This window comes from Rhodopirellula maiorica SM1 (assembly GCF_000346295.1).
Lineage (GTDB): Bacteria > Planctomycetota > Planctomycetia > Pirellulales > Pirellulaceae > Novipirellula > Novipirellula maiorica.
This window is the reverse complement of the sequence record NZ_ANOG01000355.1, coordinates 1-5,092: the sequence shown is the minus strand read 5'-3', so window position 1 is coordinate 5,092 and position 5,092 is coordinate 1. Positions and strand designations below refer to the sequence as shown.

The following is a 5,092-nucleotide window of genomic DNA, read 5'->3' as shown; positions in this document are numbered from 1 at the left end:
GCGATCAATTTGAGGAGTCAATTCGATTAATTGTTCAATGAACCCAGCAATATTCTCGTAGATTTGAGGCGATTTTGCAGACCCAACCAGTTCAAGTCGCCCGATGACCAAATTGCTTTGATCCTTCGTACGGCAGGTGAACAAGGGGATGCACATTGTTAGCTGATGAGCCTTCTCTGGTAGGCGAACGCTGTGCCATGACGCATGATAGCCCTCATGCAGCCATGCGATATTCAAATCAATCTTAATGCTCGCAAGACTGTGTGACTGTGCGAGATTGACGATGGGCTCCCAAACGGTTTCCCATGATCCCGAACCTTGGAGAGCTTGTTTGCGATGTTGTTTTTCTGATTCACAAATGGTTGGTGAGGTCGAAAACGAATGACAAAAATGAATCGCACGTGTGAATACCAACTTGGACTCAGCGTGACCAAATGAACGCGTCAGGATCAATATTCCAAGGGTGAAGATCACACCGATGACGGATACCCAAGGAAGGGAGTAGTAAGTCGATAGACATGCGAGCGTGGTGGTGATCAGACAAAGACCGGCGACCACCGCAAGCATGCCCAAGCTACCATATTTTGCTTGTAATAGATGATGCAGGTGGGCTCGGTCAGTCACATAAATGCTTCGTCCTGTAAGCCATCGCCGCAAAATGGCAGCGGTCGAATCGAACAGTGGTAGCGCAAGGATCGCGACCGGTGCGGAAGCAAGAACGGTCGACTCTTTAGTGTTACTCCAAATCGCCAAAACGCCAACAAAGAACCCGATCATCATGCTGCCAGCATCACCAAGGTAGATCGTAGCTGGTGGGCGATTAAAGACCAAGAAACCGAGTAGAGATCCAGACAGTGCGAAGCACAGAACTGCGGTCAAATTGACGCCAGATCGACTACTTAAGAAGCCAAGTCCCGCGCACACAATACAGCCAACCGTGGTGGCCATTCCGTCGGCGCCATCGATTAAGTTCAAGGCGTTGATGGCAATCAGCAACCACAGCATCGTGACAGGAAAAGCTAAGTTTCCCAACGCTATTTCAAAACCCATTAGGTTGATCTGGCGGATCACCGTTCCGCTGCCCACAACGCTGGCAACGATCAGACATTGAATTAGTAGTTTTTGGCGGCCACGTAATGGCCAGCGGTCGTCAACGAGCCCCACCAGTAAGACTGCGGCAGCGGCAATGATCAGCATGTACCAGCTGGAGTTGAAATAGCCGAGCGAATAAGAATTGAAATTTCGATCGACTAGGACGGTGGCTAGAAATCCAATCAACAGCGAGGCAAAAACCGCTACGCCACCACCCAACGCAATGGGCGTTCGATGAAGTTTGCGTTCGCCATCAGGTTTATCGATCATCCCAATGTGAATTGCAAACGCTCGCACTGCAGGTACAAGAATAAGTGCGCATGTTAGCGAGATTGCTAGACATGCTAGCATTAGCCCGGTCATAAAGTTTGCCCAAGAGGATAAGTCTAGTTTGATAATCAGTGTTGCAATGCTCTAGGCCCTACAAATTGGCGAAGCAAATTTGCAGGTTTACGTTTCTTAAAAAGGAAAGTGGGGAACAAATGTTTCGGTTCTCTGTTTTCCCTTAAGCCGATATAAGGCAGGTGAGGGTTAAATACCGGCTTGGTTTAAGTCTAATACTTTAAACCAAAGCGAATTCTGGACAAGCTTTTGTTCTTGGGGGGGAGGTGGAGAGTTGCCTTTCCACTTGGCCACCGCAGGCAAGCTCAACCCCAAATTCAGCGTCTGAACGACCGACGGCGGCAACGAGGGGACACTCAATTACCTTGCGCCTGCCGGCCCAGTATAAAAATCGAAATGTAAAATCGAACGTTTTTAGTGTCAAAAAAGGGGGATTTTGACAAGCATAACCTTCCCAATCGTTGCGGATACCGCCACTCGGGTGGTCAAAACCGCAGAGATCCGGTTTCTCGGCACAACCGCCAAAGTTGCCGCAAGACGTGTTTTCCCGATTTTTAGTTAATCCCGCATAGCCGTCCCGGCGATAAATAGGGGTGAGCGGGTGTTCTTTCTAGCACAACCCGCACAAATAGTAGGACTAGAACACGGAATGCCTTTGCTGCCAAAGGGGGGCCAAATGGCGATTCGTTCAAAAATTTTGCCGCAATCACGAATCAGCGTCCACAGTGGCGTCGCGGCCGGAACACGTAATTTGAGCCGGAATTCTTCCCCGTCATTGGCGTGCAATCGCTTAGGACGCGGAGGCAGACCAGTGCCACGCCGCTTGAGTCATCAAGTCGGCAGGGTCAATCGGCTCGCTCGTACTGCACTGTTCGCTGGACTCTCGCTTGTCGTGCTCGGCACGGGCGGGTGTTCAATGTTCAGTGGTGCGGCCCGGCAATTGAGAAATCACGACGGGCTCAACGAATTTATGATTGGCCATCGCAACAAGACGATGGCAGCGAAGGCGTGGCATTGCCAGAAGGCTAACTTCTGTAATCCATCAAACGCTTTTAAAGATGGTTTCATCGCGGGTTATATGGATATTGCTAACGGAGGCAACGGCTGTACGCCCGCGATTGCTCCGTCGCAGTATTGGGGGTGGATGTATCAATCCTCCAATGGCCAACTCGCCGTCAACGATTGGTTTGCTGGGTTCCCAATGGGAGTCAAGGCAGCCGAGCAAGACGGCGTAGGGCACTGGAGCAATGTACAAATGTCCTATGGCGCGCCACCGCCGAATTTGGCGGCACCATTGCCGGTGCAAGCCGCTCCGACGGTGCTCGATTACGAACCGCAGCCCACACCGCTGGAAAGTCCATTTTTGGATGCGGATGATGAGAGTCCCGAGTTGATCGAGCCGGTTGAGTTAGACGGCGGCGTGATCGGGCCTCAAGATCGTCTCCAAGATGGCCATGGTTTTCATCAGGAAGACTCGTCTTTCCAGATGCAAAACGGTGGCGGCTATAGCTTTTCGGCATCCTCCGAATCGGTTCCGGATCTCGAGCCCAAAGCGAGCCAGGAGGTGAGCTATTCCGACGCAGATGTTTTAGACGCGGATACGATTGTCGATCAGGTTTTTGCTGACCAGGGATTCAACAGTCCAGTCGCAGCGTCGGAGGATCCGACCGGATCGGCTCCCGTAGCCGATTCGCCTACAAGTAAGTTGCCGTTCAGCTTTCAATAAGCACGGAAAAAATTAAGTTCTGGCGACGCCATGAAAGCGCCCCAATTACGCATACGCATTGTCCAACAGTTAGAGAGTTCAGGGATGAACAGGAAACCTTTGCAAGCCAAAAAACGGGCGCTCCGTGTACTGCGGTCCATCAAGACCGTTGCTGCCGCCGGCCTTTTTTGCACCGCCTTTAGTGGCTGTTCGACGCTGACGCAGCCGATTGACGGTGTGCCAGCGAATCGATTGCCGCCTCAGTTTTTTGCCGAGCCGAAGAATGATTTGGTGCCCGTTGATATTTCGCTGCTCTCACTTGAGCCGCCACGAGATTATCAGTTGGCTGGCGGCGACATCCTCGGTGTCTATATCGAAGGTGTGTTGCCCTTTAATCCGCCCAATGCTCCTCCAGAGCCACCACCGGTAAACTTCCCGGATGCTCAGAGCACGTTGCCGCCGTCGATTGGTTATCCGATCGCAGTGCAAGACGATGGGACGTTGGCGCTGCCACTGATCGAGCCATTAAGGGTCGAAGGTTTGACGCTCGAACAGGTTCGCGAAGCGATTCGTGACGCCTATATTGACAGCGAAATCCTGCGTCCTGAAAAAGCACGCCCGATCGTGACGATCATCAAAGAACGAACCTACGATGTGATCGTGGTTCGCGAAGACACTGCCGGAAGAGGCGGTAGTGATGAGATACGGGGAATTACTGACCAAAGTGCTAGCGGAGGTCTGGTTAAGCTCGCGGCTTATCAAAATGACATCCTACATGCGTTGGTCGAAACGGGCGGATTGCCTGGACTGACCGCGAAAAACGAAGTCAAGATTCTGCGAGCGAGCAAAGCGGACCAGCGAAAGCGTGCTCAGTTTGTGCAGCAGTTCTATGCACAACAGCAAGCCGCTCGCCTCGATCCTTGTGCCTGTCCTCCTGAGTTGCCAGAAGATCCCTCCATTTTGAGAATTCCGCTGCGAGTGAAGCCCGGAGTGGTGCCAAATATCACGGCGGAAGATATCGAATTAAAAGACGGCGACATCGTTTACATCGAATCGCGAGAAACCGAGGTTTACTACACAGGTGGATTGCTTGGTGGTGGTGAATTCCCGCTGCCGCGTGATTACGATCTCGATGTTGTCGGTGCAATGGCACTTGCTGGACAAGGCCTGGGGGCTACTGGAAATCAAGCTGGAGGCGGTGGACTAGCCGGCGGTGCTCGCGGTGTCGGTGGCGTTCCTCCAGGGTTGGTCTATATTCTTCGCAAGACGCCTTGTGACGGGCAGGTTGCAATCGAAGTCGATCTAGCCAAAGCCTTGAATGATCCGCGGCAGCGGCCGCTAATTCAGGCAGGTGACACAATCATCTTGCAGTACAAATGCGAAGAAGAGTTGTTGAACTTCGGGCTCGGAACCTTCTTCACCTTCGGAATTAGTGAATTGCTTCGAGGTGACTAGCAGTCGACCTCGAAAACAGAAAATCTTATAGCCGCTGTTTAGCCTTGCTAAGCAGCGGCTTTTTTCGTGTGTCAGGTGCCGCCGCTCGCAACAATGTAAGCTTCTAAAAATTTCGGGTCTTCGAGCGTGTTAGCAACAGTTTGCAGCCCACTCTAATGCCGAGTGACGATGACCCGGATTGTGATTCGTCTCGCCCAATTGCACCTTACAAAGAGTCGCTGTTGAGATTGTCAAAGGCGAGTCGATGTTAAGAGCCGCAATTAGCGGACAACCAGCACAAACTCACCACGTGCTGCCTCTCGGCCCGCGACCGGCTTCTGCGATTTGAATTTCAAGCAGATCAACGAGTCGCCGCGACTTTCAGATCAGGGCAAGTGCCCCAGGAAGTTCTTGGCAACATCCGCTGCCAAGCGGTTCGCAGCGCAGGGTTAGCGTGACCCACTCGCTCGATGCAAATGGGCGATGCAAAGCGACAGGCTGTTGGATCGCAGACCAGGT

3 protein-coding genes are annotated in these 5,092 nt (G+C 52.3%); 2 read left to right on the top strand and 1 reads right to left on the bottom strand.

All coding sequences use genetic code 11. The annotated features are described in order from the left end of the window. On the bottom strand, positions 1-1,197 hold a 1,197-nt coding region (locus tag RMSM_RS11395), incomplete at its 3' end, for an MraY family glycosyltransferase (protein WP_160168279.1). Positions 1,198-2,245: 1,048 nt separating this feature from the next. Between RMSM_RS11395 and RMSM_RS36740 the strand changes: the two genes are divergently transcribed. Together RMSM_RS36740 and RMSM_RS11385 are read left to right on the top strand one after the other, a co-directional pair. Beyond that, a complete protein-coding gene (locus tag RMSM_RS36740) occupies positions 2,246-3,160 on the top strand; it encodes a hypothetical protein (RefSeq protein ID WP_144057568.1) in 915 nt (304 codons plus the stop codon). A gap of 84 nt (positions 3,161-3,244) precedes the next feature. Then, complete coding sequence (locus RMSM_RS11385; RefSeq protein WP_052031593.1) at positions 3,245-4,594, top strand: polysaccharide biosynthesis/export family protein; 1,350 nt, start codon at positions 3,245-3,247, stop codon at positions 4,592-4,594. Positions 4,595-5,092: the final 498 nt, after the last annotated feature.

Bases quoted from the DNA above. Each gene is read 5' to 3' on its own strand.
- RMSM_RS11385 (WP_052031593.1), top strand. From the start codon at position 3,245: ATGAACAGGAAACCTTTGCAAGCCAAAAAACGGGCGCTCCGTGTACTG.